At 73.0% G+C, this 21,193-nt stretch carries 15 protein-coding genes; 4 read left to right on the top strand and 11 right to left on the bottom strand.

The window, feature by feature from the left end; genetic code table 11:
- Positions 1-32: 32 nt before the first annotated feature.
- The 9 genes from AC0VY3_RS27230 to AC0VY3_RS27190 all read right to left on the bottom strand — a co-directional run bounded on the left by AC0VY3_RS27230 (position 33) and on the right by AC0VY3_RS27190 (position 10,974).
- Positions 33-1,817: a VgrG-related protein gene (locus tag AC0VY3_RS27230; RefSeq protein ID WP_475550813.1), complete on the bottom strand. Its 1,785-nt coding sequence runs from the start codon at positions 1,815-1,817 to the stop codon at positions 33-35.
- A complete protein-coding gene (locus tag AC0VY3_RS27225) occupies positions 1,814-2,536 on the bottom strand; it encodes a CIS tube protein (protein WP_030079084.1) in 723 nt (240 codons plus the stop codon). Before AC0VY3_RS27225 ends, AC0VY3_RS27230 begins: the two co-directional genes overlap by 4 nt.
- Positions 2,537-2,594: 58 nt before the next feature.
- Positions 2,595-3,020: a phage tail protein gene (locus AC0VY3_RS27220; protein WP_030079082.1), complete on the bottom strand. Its 426-nt coding sequence runs from the start codon at positions 3,018-3,020 to the stop codon at positions 2,595-2,597.
- A 97-nt stretch (positions 3,021-3,117) separates the two neighbouring features.
- A complete protein-coding gene (locus AC0VY3_RS27215) occupies positions 3,118-6,285 on the bottom strand; it encodes a hypothetical protein (RefSeq protein ID WP_475550812.1) in 3,168 nt (1,055 codons plus the stop codon).
- 4 nt (positions 6,286-6,289) lie between these two features.
- Positions 6,290-6,448 carry a DUF6760 family protein gene (locus AC0VY3_RS27210; protein ID WP_003966147.1) on the bottom strand — a complete coding sequence of 53 codons (159 nt, stop codon included), beginning with the start codon at positions 6,446-6,448 and terminating at the stop codon, positions 6,290-6,292.
- The gene (locus AC0VY3_RS27205; protein WP_103506914.1) at positions 6,445-6,939 is read right to left on the bottom strand and encodes a hypothetical protein; all 495 of its coding nucleotides are present in this window, start codon (positions 6,937-6,939) and stop codon (positions 6,445-6,447) included. Before AC0VY3_RS27205 ends, AC0VY3_RS27210 begins: the two co-directional genes overlap by 4 nt.
- Positions 6,936-7,376: a phage tail protein gene (locus tag AC0VY3_RS27200; RefSeq protein WP_007457189.1), complete on the bottom strand. Its 441-nt coding sequence runs from the start codon at positions 7,374-7,376 to the stop codon at positions 6,936-6,938. Before AC0VY3_RS27200 ends, AC0VY3_RS27205 begins: the two co-directional genes overlap by 4 nt.
- A 62-nt stretch (positions 7,377-7,438) precedes the next feature.
- Positions 7,439-8,980 (bottom strand): phage tail sheath family protein, encoded by a 1,542-nt coding sequence (locus tag AC0VY3_RS27195; RefSeq protein WP_475550811.1) that lies wholly within the window; start codon positions 8,978-8,980, stop codon positions 7,439-7,441.
- 704 nt (positions 8,981-9,684) lie between these two features.
- Positions 9,685-10,974: a COG1470 family protein gene (locus tag AC0VY3_RS27190; RefSeq protein WP_475551740.1), complete on the bottom strand. Its 1,290-nt coding sequence runs from the start codon at positions 10,972-10,974 to the stop codon at positions 9,685-9,687.
- A 250-nt stretch (positions 10,975-11,224) separates the two neighbouring features.
- Here AC0VY3_RS27190 and AC0VY3_RS27185 point away from each other — a divergent pair, with 250 nt between their 5' ends.
- The 4 genes from AC0VY3_RS27185 (at position 11,225) to AC0VY3_RS27170 (ending at position 18,264) form a co-directional block, all read left to right on the top strand.
- Positions 11,225-11,974, top strand: a complete 750-nt coding sequence (locus AC0VY3_RS27185) for a helix-turn-helix transcriptional regulator (RefSeq protein WP_475550810.1) — start codon at positions 11,225-11,227, stop codon at positions 11,972-11,974.
- Positions 11,975-12,167: 193 nt separating this feature from the next.
- Entirely contained in the window at positions 12,168-15,422 is a 3,255-nt protein-coding gene (locus AC0VY3_RS27180) for a hypothetical protein (protein WP_475550809.1), read from the top strand.
- Positions 15,419-16,123: a Pvc16 family protein gene (locus AC0VY3_RS27175; protein WP_103507444.1), complete on the top strand. Its 705-nt coding sequence runs from the start codon at positions 15,419-15,421 to the stop codon at positions 16,121-16,123. The genes AC0VY3_RS27180 and AC0VY3_RS27175 overlap by 4 nt, the downstream gene beginning before the upstream one ends.
- Positions 16,120-18,264 carry an AAA family ATPase gene (locus AC0VY3_RS27170; protein ID WP_475550808.1) on the top strand — a complete coding sequence of 715 codons (2,145 nt, stop codon included), beginning with the start codon at positions 16,120-16,122 and terminating at the stop codon, positions 18,262-18,264. The genes AC0VY3_RS27175 and AC0VY3_RS27170 overlap by 4 nt, the downstream gene beginning before the upstream one ends.
- Positions 18,265-18,407: 143 nt before the next feature.
- On the opposite strand, the gene AC0VY3_RS27165 is transcribed toward AC0VY3_RS27170, so the two are convergent.
- On the bottom strand, positions 18,408-19,664 hold the full coding sequence (locus AC0VY3_RS27165; RefSeq protein WP_103511981.1) for an arginine deiminase: 1,257 nt from the start codon (positions 19,662-19,664) through the stop codon (positions 18,408-18,410).
- A gap of 48 nt (positions 19,665-19,712) precedes the next feature.
- Complete coding sequence (locus AC0VY3_RS27160) at positions 19,713-21,152, bottom strand: basic amino acid/polyamine antiporter (protein WP_475550807.1); 1,440 nt, start codon at positions 21,150-21,152, stop codon at positions 19,713-19,715.
- Positions 21,153-21,193: the final 41 nt, after the last annotated feature.

Here is a 21,193-nt window from a genome sequence, read left to right as displayed (position 1 = left end):
GGAATAGCGGGGCCGAGCGGGTCGGCGGGCGGTCAGTTGATCTTGATGAGTTTGGCCTTGAGGACCGCGAGCAGTCCGCCGTCGACCGTGACCCCCGTCTTGCCGTTGACGGTCACCGAACGGCCCTTGATGTTCACGTCGCCGGTGGCGCCCGCGTCGAGCGTGATACCCGAGGCGGACAGCGTCACCGAGCTCAACTCCCGCGTGCCGCCGCGGGCTTTCACGGTCAGGGTGATCTCGCCCTTCTTCTCGTCGAGGACGACGTCGAGCCGCTTGTCGCCGGTGGCGATACGTACGCCCGACGGGCCGCGCGGGGCGTCCAGCAGCTCCAGCCGGTTGCCCGAACGTGACACCAGGGAACGGCGGTTGACCGTGCCGCTCGTCGGGTCGACCAGCGGGACGTCGTGCGGCGATGGCTTGTCGACCCCGTTGTAGAGGCCGCCGAGCACATACGGGCTGTCCAGCAGCCCCTGCTCGAACCCGACCAGCACCTCGTCGTTGACCTCGGGGCTGAACACCCCGCCGCCGCCCTGGCCGCCCCACTGCACGGTGCGGACCCAGTCGGTGACGTACGTGTCGTCGAGCCACGGGAACTTCAGCCGCACCCAGCCGCGTTGGCCCTTGCCCTCCTCGCGGATGTCGGTGACCACCCCGATCGCCAGACCGGGCATCCGCGGTCCGCGCGAGGGGGCGTTCCCGCCGGCGGTCAGCCCGGCCATCGAACGGTCCGGCGAGGCGCTGACGATCACCGTCGTACGGTAGCCGGTGTCCGGTTCGAGGACGTGGTGCGCGGCGGTGGCGGTGTAGCGGCCGGAGAACGCGGGCCCCACGTTGCCGAGGGCCACCGGCAGACCCGCCCGCAGCTGGGGGTTCCCGTAGGCGACCGCCTCGACCTCACCGAAACCGGCGCTGACCGACGCCGCGAGCGCACCGGCCACGGCCCGGGTCTCCGCCTGGGTGCGGTACGGAGTGTCGGCGATCGTCGTACGGGAGCCACCGGAGCCGAAGATCTGCGCCGCCGTCGACGGGCTCATCCCGGGCACGACGGTGTCGCTGCGGACGGACTGCTGCCGGGCCACCAGCCGGGTCTTCGTGTCGACGTTCCAGCCGCGCACCTCGACACTGTCCGCCCCGTCCGCGCCGGTCAGCACCGCACGCAGGGCCAGCAGATTGTTCCCGTACTCCAGAACCATCGGGTCGCGCGCGGCGGACGTCGAGGGCGAGGGGGCCGAGGAGGCGGGGTCCGGCTTGGTGAAGTGCAACAGGCCCTTGTCGTCCACCCGTACGGTCGCCCCGCTCTCGGCCGCCAGATGCTGGAGGAACTCCCAGTCCGACACGTTCGGCTGGGTCAGCTGCTTGTACGTGATCGACGCGGCCTCGATCCGCCCGCAGGCCAGACCGGCCCCGGTGGCGACCTTGCGGACGATGTCCGCCGTCTTCATGTTCCGGTACGCCACGACCTTCCGGCCGCGCTGGAGCCGGTGCGCCTTGGAGAACGCCCGCACGACGGTGAACGATCCGGTGGTGTCGGTGTCCAGCTCGATCGCGGTGACCTCACCGGTGAACAGTCGCTCGCGCGCCCGGTCCTGCACGGTGACCACCGAGATCTTCAGCGGGGTGCCCATGCCGATGCCGGTCTTGGTGAGGAAGGTGTGGTCGGGGTCCCGGTACATCAGGACGGCGGTGTCCGGCAGGCCCACGTTCTCGTCGACCACGCAGCTCACCAGCTGGGTGGCCCAGACGGCGGGCAGCTCGGCCGGCGCCTCGACGATCGGGTCGGCGGCGAAGGAACGGCCGGGGGCGTCCTTTCCACTCATCGGCTCTCCTCCGCCAGGTGGTCCTCCCGCCCGGGCACCAGGAGTTCCCGGCCGGGCGTCAACTGCATCGGGTCGTCGATGTCGTTGGCGTACGCGATGGTCCGCCAGGCGGTGGCGTCGCCGTACTCCCGCCAGGCCAGCAGCGGCAGGCTGTCCCCGGCCACGACCCGGTGGGTGCGCCGCGCCTCCTTCGAACCCGAGGTGGGGTTCTGGCCGGCCGGGTCGACGCTCGCCTCCTCGATCGACAGGGAGCAGGTGGCGCGCAGCGGCTTCCCGTCCACGTCGAACAGCGTGTAGGAGACGGAGAGGTTGGAGAGCACCCCGTCGAACGACGTCGTCTTCGACGTCCCCCAGTCGAACCGCACCCAGGGGCTGGCGGGTGTCTTGCGGGCCAGGCTGCTGGGCGTGGGGACACAGGCGGTCATCAGCTGCTCCACCGCCTTCTCCACGGAGTTGTCGTGGGTGGCGGTCGCGTCGAGGAACACCTCCAGCGACAGGGCCCGGGGCCCGCTGCCGACGAACTCGGGCAGCGCCGACTGCCCGGCCATCCGGGACGGAGTGCGCCGCCACTCGGTGCTCTTGCTCAGCGACAGCTTCGCGGGGTTGAACTGCAACGTGAGCCGGGCGAGCGTGCCGCCCGGCTTGGCGCCGACGGTCGACGGCGGCTCCATGATGGTCAGCTGGGCACGAGCGCGGCTCGCACGGAGAGCGGGTGACATTGCGTTCCTCCTTCCTTCGTCCTGGTCTTCGCCTCGGTCGCGGTCCCGCCGGGGGCGGTCAGGACGGCTCCAGGCCCTCGTGCGCGATCTCCAGGGTCTCGATCGCCGCCTGGGAGTTGGCCGGGTCGAAGGACGGCCCCTGCCAGCGCACCGGCACGATGCCGTGGACCTGCCAGCTGATGATCCGGCTGAGATCGGGGCGCAGCGCCACGATCTCGCCGTCCTTGGGCTCGACCCGCTGGATCGTCTCGTTCAGCCAGCGCGCGATCTTCATCGTGTCGGCGGTCACCGGCCGGGTCAGCGTGATGTTCGTCCAGGTGATCCGCCCCGGCAGCTGCCAGGTGAACCCGTTGTTGCCGCCCTCGGCGTACGTCTCCATCTCCACCTCGGCGCCCAGACCGGAGCAGGTGTGGAACGCGCCCAGGTCGCTGCCGCCGATCGCGAGCTTGAAGAACACGCTCGTCGCGAAGATGTTGTCCGTCATGCGTCTCTCGTCTTCTTCTCTGCTGTCGGTCGTACGGGTCGTGCGGGGGCGGGGGGCAGTCACGGGTGCGGGCTTCGGCGACTGGCGCGTCGCGGCGTCAGCGGCGGCCGTCGTGCAGCCGTCCGCTGCGTTCCCGGCCCCGCCGCAGATCGGCGCGGATGAGCCGGCTCACCGGGTCGAGGAGCCGGCGGGCCAGCTCCTCGATCTCCGTACCGCTCAGCCGGTTCGCCGGAGAGGCGTCGGGGGCGTCCTCGGCCGCGCGGCCCGCCCGCTGCACGGTGGGCCTCGCCGGGGCGGCCTGCACGGGCACCCCGGTGATCCCGGCGTTCGCCGCCGCACGCTGGACCGCCTGCGCCCTGCTCTCCGGGCGACCCGCACCGGCGGCCTGCGCGGGCGCGCGGGGCGGCACCCGTACGGAGAGCCCCGGCGGCGCGGCGGGCGCGGCACCGTCCACGGGGGCCGGTCCGGCGACCGGTGGACCGGCGCCGTCGGGCACCACCGGCATCGCCAGCCGCTGCACGGGTACGGCGTCGGCTCCCGGCTGCGCGGCCCCGGGCGGATGCGGCCGGACGACGGGAACACGGCGTGGGCCGGGGGCGGTTGCGGACGCCGATGCCGCGGCAGGCGTCGACGGTGCTGACGGCATTCCCGGCCGGGCGGGCCGGGCGTAGGGGAGCGGCGCGGCGGGTGCGGACGGAGAGGTGGCGGTGCGTTGGACGGCCGGGGCGGTGGTGTGGTGTGCGGGGCCCGGGTGCGGAGCGGAGGGGACGGGCGAGAGTTTCGTGGTCTGCCCCGACCGTCGTACGAGTCGCTGGAGCACGCCACCGGGCGGAGTCGGGGCGGGGGCCGACGCGTTGGCGGTGATGCCGGCGTTGGCGGTGGGCCGGGGGGCGTGGCCGGGTGCGACGCCGCCGCCGCCCCGGTGAACGGGGTTGGTAGTCGCGGAACGCTGGACCGGGGCACCCGGCACCGCACCGGAAGGCGCCGGCTGCCGGGCGCTCGGCGGGTTTCCGGTCCGGGCGTCGGCGGGGCCCGGCTGCGGTACGTCACGCCGCCAGGTGGCCGCGACGACCGGGCGGGCGGTGCTGCCGCCCGCCGCAGCCGCCGTCGGCGGTGCCGAAAATCCCTCGGCGGAACCGGTGTTCACCGTCAGGCGGCGTTCGGTGAGCAGGGCCCGTGACCGCTGGACGGTGGGCGGGAGGGACAGCGACGGTGCCGTACCGCCGGAGCCCTGCGCCGTCGCCCGGTCCCGGGCGACGGGCCGGATGCGTACCGGGGGCGGGGGAGCGCCGGAGGAGGTACGGGCGTGGCCCGGGGCCGCCGCGCGCTGGACGGCGCTGGCTCCGGGCGAGGACGAGACGGGTGCGGCGGGCGCGCCGGGAGTGGCGGGCGCGGCGGAAGCCGATCGCACCGGCATCGCGGCGGACGGGCCCTGCGGCGCGGGTGCGTGCGCCGGAACGACGGGCCCGGGACCCGCGCCCGTCGCCGGTCCGTGGCCCGGGGCGCGGAGCGGGTCAGGCCGTGTCCCCGGGGACGTACGGTCGCCGAGCAGCGGTGCGTCGCCGCCGAGCCGGGCGGTCGGCGGCAGCGAGGGAAGCGGCGTGCCGATCCCGCCCCGCACCCGGGCCCGTGAACCGCCGGAGGCGTCGGGCCGGGATGCCGGGGAGGTGGTGGTGGGCGTCACGCCGTCCGGGGCCGGTGCTCGCTGCACGGAGGGGGCGGGTCCCGACGGCGTGGACGGCCCGGACGTCCGGGCGGATGGGGACGGCCGGGCCGACCGCGACGACTGGGTCTGCTGGGACGACTGCGTCTGCCGGGACGGCTGAGATGTCCGGGGCCGGGAGTCCGATGACGAGGTCCGGGGCCCGGAGTCCGTTGCCGGCGACGGCTGTTGCCGAGCCGACGCCTTCGCCTGGGCCGAACCGGCTGCGGGCCCCCGGGGCGTCGCGTGCGGCGTGGCCGGAGGGCTCGGCGGGTCCGTCGCCTGGCGCTGGAGCATCGGCATCTCCGCGGCCGGGGGCGCCGACGCGGGCGCGGACGGTACGACGCCCGCCGGACCGCTGTCGCCGGCCGGCCTGGCTCCGTCGGGCAGCGCGCGCAGAGGCTTGCCCAAGGCCGGGCGCACCACCTCGGCGGCGGGCAGGCCGGAGGCGCGGTCGGGAGACGGTGGTTCCGGAGCCGTACGGTCCGGAGCGCTCGGCCGCTCGGACACGGCTCGCTGGACGGCGGCGGCCGGAGCAGCCGCAGCCGAAGCCGGAGCGGAAGGAGCGGCCGAAGGGGCGGCAGGACCGGAAGGCGTGACGGGCGTGGCGGGTGCGGCGGGCGGTAGCCCGGCGATCTGCCGCAGCGGCATCGAGGGGCGTCGGGCGACGATCAGCGGCGGGGCGATCCGCTGCGGACGTACGGCCGCAGGCCGGGCCCGGTACCCGGAGTCCGGTCCGTCGCCGGCGGTGGTGTGCGGGTCGCTCACGCGAGCCGCCCGGGACGAGGCCCCGGAGCCGGCACCCGGAGCTACGGACGAGCCGGACGGACCGGAAGAACGCGATGCCCCTGAAGCCCCGGACGTCCCCGAGGACTTGGACGAACCGGAAGCCGCCGGCCGATCGGCCGACCCCGACCGGTCCGGCGAACCCGACGACGACCCGCGCGCGGCGGACGGGGCAGCCCCGGCCGACCGCTGGACCGCCGCCGACCGCTGGACCGACGGCGCCCCAGGACCCGGCTTCCCCGACCTCGTACCGGAACCCGACCCCGAACCCGCACCGCCGCCGGTCCGGCTGCCCCGGCCCGCGGCCCGGTTCGCCGAGGCGGACGGCAGGCCCGGCGTGGGCTCGGCGGGCTCGTCGGCTTCCTGGGGCCGGACCGCGCGCAGCAGCAGCGGTCCGCCGGGTGACGCGGTCCGGGCGCTGCCCGGGCGGGCGACGCCGTGGATGAGGCCGACCGGGGCCGACGGCAGGACGGAGTGGCCGAGTTCGCCGCCGAGGGCCGGGTTCTGCCAGGAGGCCAGCCGGGACCGGAACCGCAGCCCGTCGCTCACGCCGATCGAGGACCGGGCGACGGTCACCGACGGCGGAGCCACCCGCCGCCACCCGCCGTCCCAGCCACCGCCGTCGCCCTCGCCGGAGGCCGGGGCGGGGGAAACGGGAGCAGCGCCGGAGGCCGGGGCGGACACGGAGGCGGGTACGGCGGTGCCGCCCGCGTCCCGGTCCGCGTCCCCGCCGGACCGCCGCCGGTCCGTCCGGCGCAGCCAGTCGCCGAGCCCCACACGATCACCCGCCTTCGTTGACGCGGGTGTTGATCCGCGCTATCTCCCGTACCCACTGCTGACGTTCGCCGTGGGTGAGGTCGAGAATGTCCTCACGCTGCCAATGGAAGTGGTAGGCGACGTACGCGATCTCCTCCCGCAACCGGGGAAGCGCGTACGTCACGATTCCCCCAGGCGCCCACCCGAGAGGTCCACCTCGAACGCCCCGTGGCACAGCGGGCAGGTCACCGCGGCATGCGTGTGGCCCTCGCTGTTGATCCGCCGGTAGAAGTCCTGGAGGAACGCCACGTCGGTCGCGTACATCCGCTCGACGATCCCGGCGTGCACATCGGTGATCGGGCCGAGCTGGGTGATCACCTGGCTGAGCAGCACCACGGACAGGTACGCCGGGTTCTCCTTCACCCGCAGGTCGATCTGCGGGCGCAGCTCGTCCCGGGCCGTCGCCAGCCGCATGGTGCCGCTCCGGTGCACCTGGCCCTCGTCGTCGACGTACCCGCGCGGCAGCTCGAAGGCGAACTCCGTCTGCAGCGTCTCCCGTTCGCGGGGGCGGGCGGGCGCGGGAGCTGCGGCCTCCTCGCGTGCGGCGGGCGCGGCGGCGAGGGTGTCGAGGACCTCTTCGAGGCCCGCGCCCGGCGTAACGGTCCGGCGCCTCATTCGACCACGATCTCCTCGAAGGTGATGGTCACCGTCTCGGTCGCCGCGCTGGACTCGCCGGCCTTGAGCGAGGGGCCCTCCCACTTGGAGGCCCAGCCCTGCATCAGCTGGATGCGGCGGACGGTCTCACCGGTCGAGTCCTTGATCTCGATCGTGAGGTTCTGCCGTGCGGTGTCCACGGCCCCGTTGTTGAGGGTCTCCTTGATCCAAGTGGTGAACTCGCTGCTCTTGTCGAGGCCGCGGGTGATCGTCACCTCGCCCGCCTGGCGGGCGCCCGGCTGCTTGCGGATGATCTGCTTGCCCTCGGCGGTCACCTGACGGACCTCGACGACTTCTTCCTCGACGGTCATGCCGCTGATCTCCTGGATGGACTCCACGAGATAGCCGCCGAGCTGAACGCCGAAGACGTGGGTGGAAAGAGCGTCGCCCTCTGCCATGACTGTGTGTCACCTGTTCTGATCGGGAAGGGAAGTGATGGGGTGGGGGAGGACCGCGAAGGTCACTCGTCGACGAGGCTGGTGCTGTCCGAGAACTGCGAGAGACGGAAGATCACGAACTCCGCGGGCTTCACCGGGGCCACCCCGATCTCGCAGACGACCTGACCGAGGTCGATCGACTCCTGCGGGTTGTTGCTCCGGTCGCACCGGACGTAGAACGCCTCCTCGGCCGTACGGCCGAACAGTGCGCCGCGGCGCCACTCCTCGGTGAGGAAGGCGGTGACGTTGCGCCGGATGCTCGACCAGAGACGGTCGTCGTTCGGCTCGAACACCACCCACTGGGTGCCCAGGAGGATGGACTCCTCCAGGTAGTTGAAGAGGCGGCGCACGTTCAGGTAGCGCCAGGCCGGGTCGGAGGAGAGGGTGCGCGCGCCCCAGATGCGGATGCCGCGGCCGGGGAAGGCGCGGACACAGTTCACGCCGATCGGGTTGAGGAGGTCCTGCTCGCCCTTGCTGAGGCGGATCTCCAGGTCCACCGCGCCGCGGATGACCTCGTTGGCCGGGGCCTTGTGCACTCCGCGCTCGCCGTCGCTGCGCGCCCAGACGCCGGCCACGTGACCGCTCGGCGGTACCAGGGAGTTGCGGCCGCTCGCCGGGTCGAAGACCTTGACCCACGGGTAGTAGAGGGTCGCGTAGCGCGAGTCGTAGCCGGCGTCCTCGTTGCGCCAGGTGCGGACGCGCTGGGCGTTCATGCCCGGAGGGGTGTCCAGGACGGCGACCCGGTCGCCCATCTGCTCGCAGTGCGAGATGACCGCCAGCTGCACGGTCTTGACGCCCTCGGCGTCGATGTCGCCGCGCTGGAAGGCGCTCATCAGGTCCGGGACGGCGACCATCGTGATCTCGTCGATCGCTTCGAGACCGGCGAACCCGGTACGCGCGGAGGCGTCGCCCACGTACTCGGAGGCGTCGATCCGGGCCACACCGGAGCCGGTGCCGGGGGCGCCCGCGGCGGCGAGGGCGACGGTCTGCTTCTCGGGGCGGCTCTGGGCCGTGCCGGGCTGCTCGGTGACCTGGACGAACTTGGAGTCGCGGGCCTGGGTGACCAGATAGCCCTTGACGTTCTTGCGGGTGGATACGTCGTACGTCTCCACGGCCTTGCCGCCCTGGCGCACCAGCAGCCGGAAGCGGTCCTCCGGAGGGTTCTCGCCCTCGGCGTCGGCGATCTCCACGGAGAGGCCGTCGCCCGTGCCGGGCTTGGCGGCGACCAGGAACCCGCCGAGCGCGACGGCGGCGGGGGCCGGGGCGACCGCGCCCTGCGCCGTGCCCTCCGAGCCCTGCGCGGGGCCGCCGATCCGCACGATGTAGGCCGCTCCGCCGCCGTTGGCGAAGAAGCCGTACACGGCGTGCGTGAGATAGGTGTCGGCGGTGAAGGTGCCGAACGTCTGGACGTACTGGTCCCAGTTGGTCACCAGCGTCGGCTGGTGGAAGGGGCCCGTTTCGGCGAAGCCGACGAAGGCTGCGACCGCGGTGCCGACTCCTTCGATGGGCCGTGCTCCGGACTGCACCTCCTCCACGTAAACACCGGGGGTGAGGTACGACGGCATGCTCGCTCCTTCTGGACGGTCACTCGATCACTGTCCAGTCTTGACCGGCCGCCGGGCGGAGAGTAGGTCCCAGAGTCCCGGACGCGGGGCAATGAGGCTGCCTTTCCGGGCCCTCGTACCCAGGGGAACACTGCCCTTGGCGGGCCGGCCGGAACGCTCTCCCTGTTTGCGGACGGCGACCCGTATTCCACCGGCCGTGTGAAGAGAGGGAGAACAACGCGTTACGGGACATCCCGAAGCAGTTTCCCCTGTCGGGGGATTGGGCGAAAGGGCGGGCGGCGCGCCGGGGAGCCTATGTGGTTGGTATCTCTTTTTCTCGGTAAACGCCGGAAGGCCGGCAGACGTCCGGGGTCACCGGGGAAACGCGCCGAGGTGATGCGATTCGGCCAGAATGCGCCGAGAAGGTAGGGGAATCCGGTCGGATGCGGAGGGCGGAAGCGGGCACGGAGACGCTCCGAACGGGCACCCCGCATCCACCCCCGAACCGTCAGAACCAGTCCTGAGCAGGGCCGTTCGTGCCCGCGGCCACCGGAGGCGGATATTCTTCCGGTGCTGTCGCCGCCGCGGGCGACCGAACTGGTAGAGATCTTTGGCGTATTTGGGAGGGTGAATCCGCCACCACCCGGCACGCCGGGTTTCCTCTCGGCCGGGTTTCTGCTGTTGTCTCGTCGACAGGCAAGCAGAGCGCTCGGCGTCACTGTTTCCTATCGTGCGAGATCGCTCAGCACGCCACTGACATTCAGAACCTGATGGCATCCGGAAGCCTGTGTTCCGGTGGCCGGGGTGCCGGGCTTGGCACAGGTGACGGAAGCGGTGACGGTGGCGTTCTCCGGAACCTGAATGGGGGTGACCCAGTGATAGTCCTGGTTGCGGAAGGTTTCCAGTGCGATGGTCGTGATCTTGCGCTCTCCGAAGGAGATCGTCACGACGCCTTCGTCACCCTGGAAGTTCGCCACCACGATGTCGGTGACGCCGAACACCTTCCCGGCCGGAACCTTGTAGGCCCGCTCCTCCGTGGCTCCCGCCCGCGTCTGCACGTCGATGGTCTCGGAGGCCTGCTGACCGCCGCCGACCCCGCCACCGCCGCTGCCGCCGCCGGAGCCGCCCGGTCCGGAACCGCCCGTACCGGGGCCCGTTCCGTCCGGACCGGTGCCCTGGCCCTGACCGCCGCCCGGATTGTCCGCACCGCCCGGCGGGGTCGACCCCTGTTCCTTACCGCGCTCGGTCTCCTCCTGCGCGGCCTTGGCCCCGGCCTGCTTGGCCGTGCTCTGTACCGCGGGCCGCACCAGGGCGAACCACGCGAGCAGCAGGGCCAGCAGCGCCGCCAGCACGATCAGCAGCCACTTGGGCAGCACCGGTATCTGGGCGAACTCCCCGGGCAGCGGCTCGGATCCACCGGGCAGCTCGTCCTCGGCCTCCCCTTCGGCGCCCTCGGTCGCCCGGACCTCGAACGGCCAGCTGACGGGCTCGCCGAACCAGATCAGCTTGCGGGCCCGGACCTTCAGCCGGACCTCCGTCGACTCGCCCGGCTCCAGCCGCTTCTTGTCCGGCGTGAAGGTCAGCCGCAGATCCTCGCCCGCCTGCTTGGCCGCGAGGGCCACGTCGACCGGGGTGTTCCCCTTGTTCTGCACGGCGGTACGGAAGCGGGCGCCCAGCCAGCCCCGGCGGCGGCGCGGTTCCAGCTCCGTACGGAGCTCGTGGAAGGGCTCCACGGTCACCGTGGACTCCGGAACCACCACCGACTCGGGCCGCTCCGCGGGCAGCACCCGTACGGCCAGCGGGGTTTCGCCCGCCCGGACCTCGTGGGAGCGCGGCGGGGCGAAGGTGAGCGTCACCGTCTCGGAGGTGCCCGGGTACAGCGACACACGTGCCGGCTCGACCGTGCTCCAGGCGGCACAGTCGCCGACCACTTCGAGTGTGTAGGCCTCGACGATGTCGCCGTCGTTGCGCACGGTCAGGGTGGTCGTCGCGGTACCGCCAGGCGACACCGTCACCGTGCGGCTTTCGAGTTCGGCAGATGTGGTCACTCTGCGACGGTAGGCCGCCCGCACCGCTCGGCAGCAGAGACGCGAGGGCAACAAGCGGGCAGGGGTGGTGCCCCGAGGGCCCACCGGCACGGTGTCCCCGCGCCCCCACCACGAGCCCGCGCGCCCTGCCCGGGCCGACGCAGGCGATACGACGACCGGCAGACAGCGCCAGCAGGCATATCGGGCTGAAGTACCTGAGGAAGACGGGCACGGAACGATGACGACGATCACGGACACGACGAGCACCACGATGAACAGCGCGACGGGCGGCACGGCCACGCGCGGGCACTACCACAGGCCCGACGCATCGGGCCGCCGTACGCCCGCCTCCGGAGGAGCGCCGGGAGGCAGGGTCTCCGTGGCGGTGTACGCGGAGGACCTGATCCTGCAGACCGGGATGATCCACCAACTGCGCGTGCGCCCCGAGATAGAACTGCTGCCGGAGGACGAGGCCGACCGCGCCCAGGTCTCCCTGGTCGTGGTGGACATGGTGGACGATCCCACCGTCCAGCTCCTCCACCGCCTCCAGCGCAACACCGCCACCCGCACCGGACTGGTCGTGGGCTTCTTCGAGTCGGGCGCCCTCCAGACCATGATCGAGTGCGGTGTCGCCGCCGTCCTGCGGCGCGGCGAGGCCGACCAGGACCGGCTCGTCCACCTGGTACGGGCGATGGCCAACGGCGAGGGCGTGCTCCCGGGCGATCTCCTCGGCAAGCTCCTCGACCACGTCAGCTCCCTCCAGCGGACGGTCCTCGACCCGCGCGGGCTCACCCTCTCCACGCTCACCGCGCGGGAGGCGGAGATGATCCGGCTGGTCTCGGAGGGCTGCGACACCGCGGAGATCGCACAGAAGACCTCGTACTCCGAACGCACCGTCAAGAACGTGCTGCACGAGGTCGCGACCCGGCTCGAACTGCGCAACCGGGCCCACGCGGTGGGCTATGCGATGCGGCACGGGCTGATCTGAGGGGCGGGGGCGGGGCGGCCGGGGGCAGGTGCCCGGGCTGCTCCGCCGCCGCACTTCCCCGGAAACGGCCCGCCCGCCGCCGCAAAGGGCAGCGGTCCCTTCCCCCGCTCCGGGTACTCGCGGCCTGTTCTTCGCACCCGCGCGCGGGCGAGGCTGGCCGGTGGAGAGTCATCGACAGACTGTGAGGTGGGCCGTGACCGGCACTGCTGGCCCGGCAAAGCATTCCCGGCTGGGCCGACTGACCGGTGCGGTGGTGCTGTTGGCGCCCCTGCTGCTGGTCGGCTCGGCCGCCGCCCCCCACGGGGCGGGCCAGGCCGTCGCCGCCCCGGTGGACGCGGATCCGCTCCAGGCGGGGCGTATCGCCTTCGCCGGTACCGAGCACCGCAGCCTGGGGCGGGCGAACGACACGGACACCACCGATCCGCTGTTCGGCGACGGGCCCGCCCACTACGACCAGGACCCCTCCGCCCGCGGTGACGTCCTGGTCTTCACCAGCCTGCGCGACAGCGCCAAGCCCCAGGTGTACGTGCGCGGCGCGGACGGGTCGGTGCTCCGGCTCACCACCGACCAGGACGCCGCCCACCCCGAACTCTCCCCGGACGGCCGGACCGTGGTCTTCGACTCGGCCGAGTCCGGGCCCGGCGGAACGGTCCAGCGTGACCTGTGGTCGGTCGGCGTCGACGGCTCGAACCTGCGGCGGCTCACCGACACCCCCGACAACGAGGAGTCCCCGACCTGGTCGCCGGACGGCACGAGGATCGCGTACGCCTGCGACGGCGACGCCGTACGGGGGTGGCAGATATACGAGCGGGCCGTCGACGGCGGTCCGCAGACCCGGATCAGCGACGGCCCGGCCGGTGACGCCACCGAGCCGTCCTGGAACCCGGTCGACGACGAGGCCCGCCGGGGCCTCGTCGCGTACACGCTCACCACCGATCCCGACCCGGACGTCGACGACGGCACCGAACTCCGCGCCACCCAGGGCCTCGGGACCGACCGGCCGCTGCTGGCCGGTGCGCACGCCGAGTGGGGCACCCGCTCGGCGTCCTGGCTGCCCGACGGCAACGACATCGTCTTCCTCAGCCCTTACCACACCTGCGGATGCGACGACTTCGACCATGTCTACCGGGTGACCGCCTTCGAGGGCGACAAGCCACCGGACCAACTGGTCAACGAGAACCGCGAGGTGGGGCCGCCCACCTGGTTCCCGCCCGCCGGGACCGTCATCGTGCCCCGGATCACCGCGAAGCAGGACGGTCTGCTGTCGGCGGCCCACATCGTGACGCTCCAGGACGTCCGGCAGGACGGCTCCGACCCCCGCGACCTGCACCTCACCATCCTCAAGGAGGACCCGGCGGCCCGCACGAACGAGGACCCCGCCGTGAACCCTCTGTTCCGGCCGGCCGACGGGTACGACCCGTGGCACGAGCGGCAGAACTACACACCCGACGGCCGGCGCATCGTCGTCACCCGCTTCGAGGACTCCGACGCCGGGCGGATCGAACGGATCTGGATGGCCGACGCCGACGGGACGAACGCGGCGGTGCTGCCGCTCGCCGGGCGGGGCCCCAATGACTGGGACACCGACCCCACCTTCTCGCCCGACGGCACCAAGCTCGCGTTCACCCGTACCTCGCCCGGCGGCGTCGGGGACGCGTCGGGGCCGGGCCGGATCCTCATCGCCGATGTCGCCACCGGCGCGATCCTCGACGAGATCCGCCCGCCCGAGGGCCGCCAGGCGGGCGACGACGCCCAGCCGACCTGGTCCTCCGACGGCGTGAACCTCGCCTTCACGCGCAAGGAGGTCATCGACGGCAACGGCGGCAACAAGCACATCTGGGTCGTGCCGGTGGCCGACCTCGACCGGCAGCGGGACCTGAGCGCCACCATCTGCCCCGGCGACTGCGACGTCATCGACGACAGTCCGGCGTTCTCCCCGGACGGTCTGAAGGTGGCGTTCAACCGCAAGGACGGCGGCGGCCGGGTCAACGAGCAGGCCGGCGTCCTCATCAAGCCGCTGCGCGGCGGCGGCTGCCGGGTCGTGCTGCCCTCCGTCCAGAAGGACAACCCCGCCGGCTGCGACCTGCCGATCCCCGACACCACCGCGACCGGCCCCCACCAGCCCCGTGACGTGGCCTGGTCGCCCGACGGCTCCGAGCTGCTGTTCACCTCGCGCCGGGAGCTCGCACCGAACTCCATGGAGCAGCTCTCCGTACTCGACATCGCCTCCGGCGACCTGGCCCCCGTCGACAACACGCACGACGGACGGCAGAAGGAGCCCGCCTACCAGCAGTCGGTCGACCTGGCGCTGACCGCACCGCCCACCGCCCCCGCGGTGGAGGTCGGCTCGTCCACCGAGGTGACGATCACCGTCGCCAACCGGGGCCCCTCGCCCTCGCCCGGCACCACCCTCACCGTCGACGCCCCGCCCGGCGTACGGCTGGAGGAGCTGACCACCGACGCCGGAACCTGCGCCGCCGGAACGCCCCAGTGCGACCTCGGCATCGTCCCGCCCGGCACCGATGTGACCGTCACCGCCCGGCTGACCGGGGTGACCACCGGCGACCAGCGGATCAACTGGTCCGTCACCGGGGCCGTCCTCGACCCCAACCCCACGGACAACGCCACCGGAACGACCGTCCCCGTCGAGGACGTGCCGCCGCCGACCCCGAGCCCCACGCCCACGACTCCCGCCCCGACCCCGACGACCCCCGACCCCACGCCCACCCCGACGACCCCCACCCCGCCGCCGACGACCACGCCGCCCCCGCCGCCGGCCCCCGCGCCCCCGCCGCCCGCGCCCGAGGCCGGGTCCGGCGTCACCGTGCGGGCCCAGCCCAGCCCTGGTTACGTCGGCGGCAAGGTCGTCGTCACCTACACCGTGCGCAACGGCAGGAACGCGCTCGCCACCGGACTCCGGCTGAAGCTCGGACTGCCCGCGAACATCCCCGCCGGACCGTCCCCCGCGGGCTGCACCGGCGGCACCTGCACGCTTCCCGACCTCGCACCGGGCGCGTCCACCGTGGTCAGCGTCGTCCTCTCGCCCGACAAAGCACTCCGTACGACGATCACCGCGTCGCTCACCACCACGGGCACCGACGCGAACCTCCGCGACAACGTCTCCCGGATCCCGCTGCGCATCCTCCAGCCCCGCATCATCGCGGTGCCCAAGGTCGGCAAGCCCGGCTTCGTCACCTCCGTACGCGGCAAGGACTTCCCGCCCGGCGCGCCCGTCACCCTGAGCTGGAAGCCCGGGATCACCGCGGCGGCCGCCCCGACCCGGCCGCTGGGCGACGGCACGTTCATCGCCCAGCTCCTCATCCTGGCCAAGGACGAGACCGGGCCGCGCGACATCACCGCGAAGGGCCCCGGATTCAGCCCCGTGAAGACGGACTTCCTCGTGGTGCTCGGCACCATCACCCCGCCCGACGAGGTGATCCGCCGATGATCCACGAGGTCGACGAGGGGCTGCGGCTGCTGCTGGCCGAGGCCGGTCTGGAGGACAGCGGCGTCGAGCTGGTCTTCGACGCCCCGACGAAGGACTGGTCCGCCCGCCGCAACGCCCCGACCGTCAGCGTCTTCCTGCACGGCATCCGCGAGGACGCGGGCAGGCGGCGCACCGGTACGGCCGAGGTGCACGACGGTGAGGGCGTGGTCACCGGCTGGCGGACCCCGCCGCGCTGGTTCGAGCTGACCTATCTGGTCACCGCCTGGACCAACCGCCCGCAGGACGAACACCGTTTGCTCTCGGAGGTGTTGCGCACCCTCGTCCGCTCCGATGTGCTGCCCGCCCGGCTGCACACCGGCAGCCTCGCCGAACTCGGCCTGACCGTGGAGCTGGAGGCGGCCGGTCCCGGCGCAGGCGGACCGTCCGCCTCGGACGTCTGGTCCGCGCTCGGCGGCGAGCTGAAGGCCGCGATCGACCTGCGGGTCGTCGCACCGCTGGCCGGCGAACGCACCCCCGCGGGCCCGCCGGTCACCGAAGGACTCGTGATGAAGGCCGCACCGCACCTGAACGGCGACGACGGCGACCCCGGCCGCCGGCTTCGCTACGACGGGGCGTCCGACCCCGGCGCGGCGGGCTTCGCCGCACCCCGTGAACGGCGACTGCCGCCCGGCCGGCGCAGGCGGGGGAACGCGGCACGATGACCCTGGCACCACAACAGGCGTACGAGCAGAGCCCCTTGGCCGAGGTCGGGGAGCTCTGGGAGCGGCTCGGCCGGATCGAGCTGCGGGTCCGGGAAGCCGTCGCGGCCCGCCGGTCCGTCGACCCGGACCCCGACGACCCCTACCGGGGGCAGTACCTCACCCCCGAGGCCGCGGCCCGGATCCTGGAGACCCGCGACGCGTTCACCCCCGTACCGCCGTACGAGGACGGCACCCCGGCGGACACCCCTGCCGGGAGCCGGCTTGGTCAACTGGCCGAGCGGTTCGGCCTCGTGCCGCTGGACGTCGAACTCCTGCTGGTGTCCCTGGCCCCGGACATCGACCCCCGGTTCGAGCGGCTGTACGGCTACCTCAACGACGACCTCACCCGGCGCCGGACCACCATCGGCCTGGCCCTGGAACTCTGCGGGCTGCCCGCCGCGGGCTCCGGACGCTTCCGGTTCTCGCCCGCCGCCCCGCTCGTCGCGGGCGGTCTGCTGGAGATCGCCGAACCCGAACGACCTCTGCTCTCACGGCTGTTGCGCGTGCCGGACCGGGTCACCGCGCATCTCCTGGGCGACGACGAGACCGACGGCCGGCTGCGCGGGCTCGTCCGGGAGGCCGCGCCACCGCCGGAACCGGACGAGCGCCCCGAGGTCCCCCGGATCGCGGCCGCCCTCGGCACCGGCAGCGGTCTGGTGCACCTCCTCGACCGGGGCGGCGACCCGGGCGGCCTCGCGGTCCAGGCGCTGCACGCCGCCGGCCGGCGCCCGCTGGTCGTCGACATCGCGGCGCTCGCCACCGCCACCGAACCGGCCCCGCTCGTGAGGGCGTTGGCGACCGAGGCCCGCCTCGGCCGGGTCGGGGTGATCCTCGGCCCGCTGGAAACGCTCGCCCCCGAACGCCCCGAGGGCGCCCGGGTGCTCGGCTCGCTCTGCGCGGCGCTCGACACCACACCCCTGATCGCGTACGGCAAGAAGACCTGGGACCCGCTGTGGACCGCGGAGAGCCCGGTGCCCGTCACCGTCCTGCCGCCCGGACCCGACGGCGCGGCCCGGCAGTGGCGGCGCGCGCTCGCCGAGGCGGGCCGGGCCGTCGGCCTGTCCGCCGCGCACGCGACCGCCGACGACGCCCTGATCGAGGCGGCCGCCGCCTACCGGCTCGACTCCGGCCAGCTGCGCAGGGCAGCCACCGTCGCGTCCCGGCTCGCCGTCCTCGGGCCCCGGCCGGTGACTCCGGAGGACCTGCGCACCGCGGTCCGCGCCCAGAACGGCGCGGGGCTGGAACGGCTCGCCCGCCGCATCGAACCCGCGGTCGGCTGGGACGACCTGGTGCTGCCCCCGGCGACGCGTACGCAACTCTCCGAACTCGCCCTGCGCGCCCGCCACCGCGAGACGGTGCTCGGGCAGTGGCGGATGCGGCCGGGCGGCGGCCGGGGCCGAGGCGTCATCGCCCTGTTCGCCGGGGAGTCCGGCACCGGAAAAACCATGTCCGCCGAGGTGATAGCCGCCGAACTGGGCATGGAACTCTACGTCGTGGACCTCTCCACAGTGGTGGACAAGTACATCGGCGAGACCGAGAAGAACCTGGAGCGGATCTTTGTCGAGGCGTCCGACGTCAACGGCATCCTGCTGTTCGACGAGGCCGACGCGATCTTCGGCAAGCGGTCCCAGGTCAAGGACGCGCACGACAAGCACGCCAATGTGGAGTCGGCCTACCTCCTCCAGCGCATGGAGTCCTTCGACGGCATCGCCGTGCTCACCACCAATCTAAGGGCCAACCTCGACGAGGCGTTCACCCGCCGCCTCGATGTGATCGCCGAGTTCCCGATGCCCGACGCCGAACAGCGCCTGGCCCTGTGGGACCGCTGTCTGGGTCCGGCGATCCCGCGCGACCCCGGGCTCGACCTGGAGTTCTGCGCGAACCGCTTCGAGCTGGCCGGCGGCTCGATCCGGGCCTGCGCGGTGACCGCCGCCTACCTCGCGGCCGAGTCGGGGACGCCGCTGGACATGGACCAGCTCGTCACGGCGGTGCTCCAGGAGTACCGCAAGCTGGGGCGGCTGGTGCTGGAGAGCGAGTTCGGCCCGTGGCTGGCGAAGGAGCGGGCGCGCGCCGGGGGCGAGAGGGTCTCGGCCGCGGAGTGACCCGCCCCCGGCCCGGAACCGGATCACATACGAGCGCCCCACCGGGCGGATCCGGCGGGGCGCTCGTGCCGCTGCGCGGCCTGATCCCGCGCGGGGGCCGGGCGCCGGCTCGTACGGGGAGCGGGGCCCGTACCCGTACACCGTCAGAACGCCACCGCGTCGCGGATCAGCGGGCAGGTCATGCAGTGCCCGCCGCCCCGGCCCCGCCCCAGCTCCGCGCCGACGATCGTGATGACCTCCACCCCGGCCCGCCGCAGCAGCGCGTTCGTCTGGGTGTTCCGGTCGTAGGTGAAGACGACCCCCGGCTCCAGGGCCACCGCGTTGTTGCCGCTGTCCCACTGCTGGCGCTCCGAGGCGTAGACGTCGCCGCCCGTCTCGATCACCCGCAGCTGGGGCAGGCCCAGCGCGCGGGCCACGACCTCGGTGAACGGTGTGGCGCCCTCGTCGGTGATCGCGATGCCGGGCGCCCGGTCGGAGGGCCGCAGCGAGAACGTGTGGACGTCGTCCATGATGCGCGGGTACAGCGTGACGATGTCCCGGTCCGCGAAGGTGAACACCGTGTCGAGGTGCATCGCCGAGCGCAGCTTCGGCATTCCGGCGACGATGACGTGCTCGGCCGCCCCCTTCGCGAACAGCGCCGCCGCGACCTGGGTGATCGCCTGGCGGGAGGTCCGTTCGCTCATGCCCATGAGGACCACGCCGTTGCCGACCGGCATGATGTCCCCGCCCTCGAACGTCGCCCGGCCCCAGTCCTTCTCGGGGTCGCCCCACCAGACCGTGGAGCCCCGGAAGTCGGGGTGGAAGGTGTAGACCGCCTTCATCAGCAGGGTCTCGTCGTGCCGGGCGGGCCAGTAGAGCGGGTTGAGCGTCACCCCGCCGTAGAGCCAGCAGGTGGTGTCCCGGGTGTAGAGGGTGTTGGGCAGCGGTGGCATCAGGTACTCCCGCGCCCCCGTGCCCTCCCGGGCCAGACCCACGTACGCGGAGCGGAACTCCTGCGGAAGGTCGGCGATGGCCAGACCGCCGGTGAGGTGGTCCGCCAGCCGGCGCGGCGTCAGGGAGTCGAGGAAGGCGCGGGTGTCGTCGACCAGGCCGAGACCCACCTCGTTCGCGTCGATCTTCCGGTCGAGCAGCCAGGACCTGGCCTCCGGGATCGCCATGGTGGCGGCGAGCAGCGCGTGCAGTTCGACGACCTCCACCCCCCGGTCGGTGAGCTGGGCGACGAAGTCGGCGTGGTCCCGCTGGGCGTTCTCCACCCACATCACGTCGTCGAACAGCAGGTCGTCGGAGTTGGTCGGGGTCAGCCGGCGGTGGGCCATGCCGGGGGCGCAGACCAGGACCTTGCGCAGCCGCCCCACTTCGGAGTGGACGCCGAGGGCGGAGGCGGGGGCGGTAGGTGTCACGGTGGGCCTTTCACTCGGTGGGGGGACGGCGCGGTGAGGAGCGGGCGCTCAGAGTTCGATCCAGCCGGCGGCCAGGGCCGCGATCCCGACCGCCGCGCCGATGACCGACACCGCGCAGATGACCGCCTCGCCGGGGGAGAAGAGCCTGCGCCGCTGCTCCCTGCGGGACTTGACGAAGAGGAAGGTCGCCGGGGCGTAGAGGATGAGCGAGACGAGGACGAACTTCGGCCCGGCCGCGTACAGCAGGAACGCGGTGTAGAGCGTCGCCACGACGGCGACGACCAGCTCGCGCCGGGTGGAGCGCCCCACCGCGCCCCAGCGCCCCGGCCGGGCCGCGACCTTCACCGCGAAGCCGGCGGCCAGCAGGAACGGGATCAGGCTCAGCGCGCTGGTCAGATCGAGGGCGAAGGTGAACGCGTCGTCGGAGCAGCGCGTCACGACGAGCACGATCTGGCTCAGACACGTCGTCAGGAGCAGCGCGTTCTCCGGTACGTCGGCTGCGGTCGACTGCCCGAGGAAGCGGGGCATGTCCTTGTCCTTGGCGGCGACGAAGAGGACCTCGGCGGCCATCAGGGCCCAGGCCAGATAGGCCCCGAGCACGGAGACGATGAGGCCGACGCTGATGAAGACCTTCCCCCATGTCCCGACGGCCGACTCCAGCACCTCGGCCATCGAGGGCTGCCGCAGCTCGGCGATCTCGGCCATCGGCAGCAGTCCGTAACTGACGATCGTGACGGAGGCGAAGACGGCGAACACGCTCAGGAAGCCCAGGACGGTGGCCCGGCCGACGTCCTCGCGGCGCTTGGCGTGCCGCGAGTACACGCTGGCCCCCTCGACGCCGAGGAAGACGAAGACGGTCGCGAGCATGGTGCCCCGGACCTGGTCGAAGAGGGTGCCGGCCTCGTCGGTCCCGCTGAAGTTTTCGGCGAAGACGGACGGTTCGAAGTAGAAGAGCGTCAGCACGACGAAGAAGAGGATCGGCACGACCTTCGCGACGGTGACGATCCGGTTGATCGCCGCCGCCTCCTTCACGCCCCGCCGGATCAGCAGGAAGAACCCCCACAGCCCCACCGAGGAGACGACCACCGCCGTCACCGTGTCGCCGTCGCCCAGCGCGGGCGCCACCGCGCCGACCGTCGACATGATGAGCACCCAGTAGGTGACATTGCCGACGCAGGCGCTGGCCCAGTAGCCGAAGGCGGAGAAGAAGCCGAGGTACTCGCCGAACCCCGCCTTCGCGTAGGCGTAGACCCCGGCGTCCAGGTCCGGCCGCCGCACGGCGAGCGCCTGGAAGACGAAGGCGAGCATCAGCATGCCCGTCCCGGCGACCGCCCAGGCGATCAGGGCCCCCGCGACCCCGGTCTCCTGCGCGAACCGCCGCGGCAGCGAGAAGACTCCGGCCCCGACCATCGATCCGACCACCATCGCGGTCAGGGTCGGGAGCGTCAGTTTGGCGGCCGGTCGCGGCGGGGCCTCGGCATGGCTCATGGTTTCCCTCGTCTATGCGGTCATCGGCCAACCAGGGAAAG

This window comes from Streptomyces sp. iso_384 (assembly GCF_056172905.1).
This window is presented reverse-complemented; position numbering and strand designations above follow the sequence as displayed.